Annotated in this window: 1 protein-coding gene; it reads left to right on the top strand. The window is 32.9% G+C overall.

Features of this window, described 5'->3' with window-relative positions; translation table 11 throughout:
* The coding region (locus BG20_RS09740) for a S8 family serine peptidase (protein ID WP_010194649.1) at nucleotides 1–1,936 on the top strand (1,936 nt) is incomplete at both ends.

The raw sequence follows: 1,936 nt of genomic DNA, 5'->3' as shown, positions 1-1,936 counted from the left end.
AAGATTTGGAAATTCTACATTATCCTCTGATGAAATAGTGGATTTTTCCAGCAGAGGTCCTGGAATAATAGGAGATCCTAAACCTGACTTGATGAGTATTGGTGCATATGGTTTTACACCATCTAATGTTTTAAAGACTACAAAGAATTCAAAGGAGGAATCATTTTCTTTATTTGGTGGAACCAGTATGGCAGCACCATTAGTGTCTGGTAGTGCTGCAGTACTAATGGAAGGACTACATAAACAATCAAAAGAATATGATCCTTTTACAATCAAAAATATTTTAATGTCAACTGCAAAGGATCTTCAAAATGATCCATTTACTCAAGGTTCTGGATTAGTTGATGTAAATACTGCACTAGATTTTGTAAATGGGACAGAAGGAATGTTTCTTGTGTACAATGATGCTTCTTATAGCAATATTAAAAAAATTTTAGAGCCTACACTTGAATCAATAAACTCAACATCTATCGGATTTGAACAATTCAAGTATCCTACAAAGCCAATGCCTATGACAAGTTGGTTTGCAGGTCAATTACTTCCTGGAGACCACAGCAAAACAACTTTCACAATTGAAAATCCAACAAACAAACCAATTAACATAACTGTTAAACCTACAACTATATCTTTAATCAAAAATACCAAATACGATGGAATAACCAAAGTCGGTCAACAAGATTCATTTTTAAATAAATCAGGTACATTCATTCCAAATTATATTCCGTTGTCTGATATCAAAGAACAAAAAGAACTAGGTGGACTTTTTGATGAAAACTTAATCCCAAAAGAATCATCTTTGATGATCTTGAATCTTAATTTTCCATTTGATAATTTCATGAATAAAACAGTAGATTATGCAAATGATATGAAAATTTCATCTCTATACGTTTATGATTGGATTGATAAAAACAACGACACAAAAGTAACTAGCAATGAACTTTCCATGGTAAATAGAGCTGGTTCATGGGGAACTGTTCAAGAACTTAGAATCACCGAACCAAATGAAAAATTCAAAGGAACTCCTCTAGTTGGTGTGTATCCAATTCCAACTAGATATTCTTTCTATTTAGGTGACACAGGACAAAACTCCACATCGATGGATTACACATTAACGGCAAGTTACTATCACAAAACTAAATGGTCCATCATTTGGCCTGAGTCTGAAACACTCACTATACCTGCAAATGGTATTGCTAGTGTTGACATCTCTTTAATCGCTCCAAATGATTTACAAACTGGAAATTATCAAGGATTCATAACATTTGAAGGATCTAAACACAGTGTGAATGCACCAGTATCTTTTGTAATAAAAAAAGAAATTAATAAAAAAGATTCACTTGTACTAATTGAAGGAAAACAAAATAGCGATGCAATTTTTGGAAGTGGTTATGTAAAAGGTGCATTTGATATGTCAAATAGATACATGGCAGGTGATTGGCGACAATATTATTTTAATATTAAAGATAGTTCAATTAATTCAGCAGCAATAGAGATGTCTTGGAAAACTGATGACACTAACTTGTCAGTGTTTGTAGTTGATCCTAAAGGGAAAATAGTTCAAAGTAATATGCCATCTGGGGTGTTTGGTCATTTTCTTGGCTGGCCTTCACTTGATTGGTTAGGTAATTCTGTTTTTAGTCAAGGTGGTGGATTCTTTCCTGTAAAAAACAAAGATGCCACTTCTACAGTTCTTTACATTCCAATCAATCAAACAGGAACATATACTGTAATGGCACATTCGACACTGTTCGGTGGAAATTCTACTACTGAGCCAATAACAGTTGCAGCTAAATTCTCAAATATTTCTTCTGAGATTATTTCAGACCAATCAAATGAAACTAACATTACCTCCATTTCAAATGTTACTGAATCAAATCAGATTAATCATACAATCAGTAATGATTCTAAAACCATTAGTGATGAATCTAAAATAATT

Origin of the sequence: Candidatus Nitrosarchaeum limnium BG20 (genome assembly GCF_000241145.1) — an archaeon.
GTDB lineage: Archaea > Thermoproteota > Nitrososphaeria > Nitrososphaerales > Nitrosopumilaceae > Nitrosarchaeum > Nitrosarchaeum limnae.
This window is presented reverse-complemented; position numbering and strand designations above follow the sequence as displayed.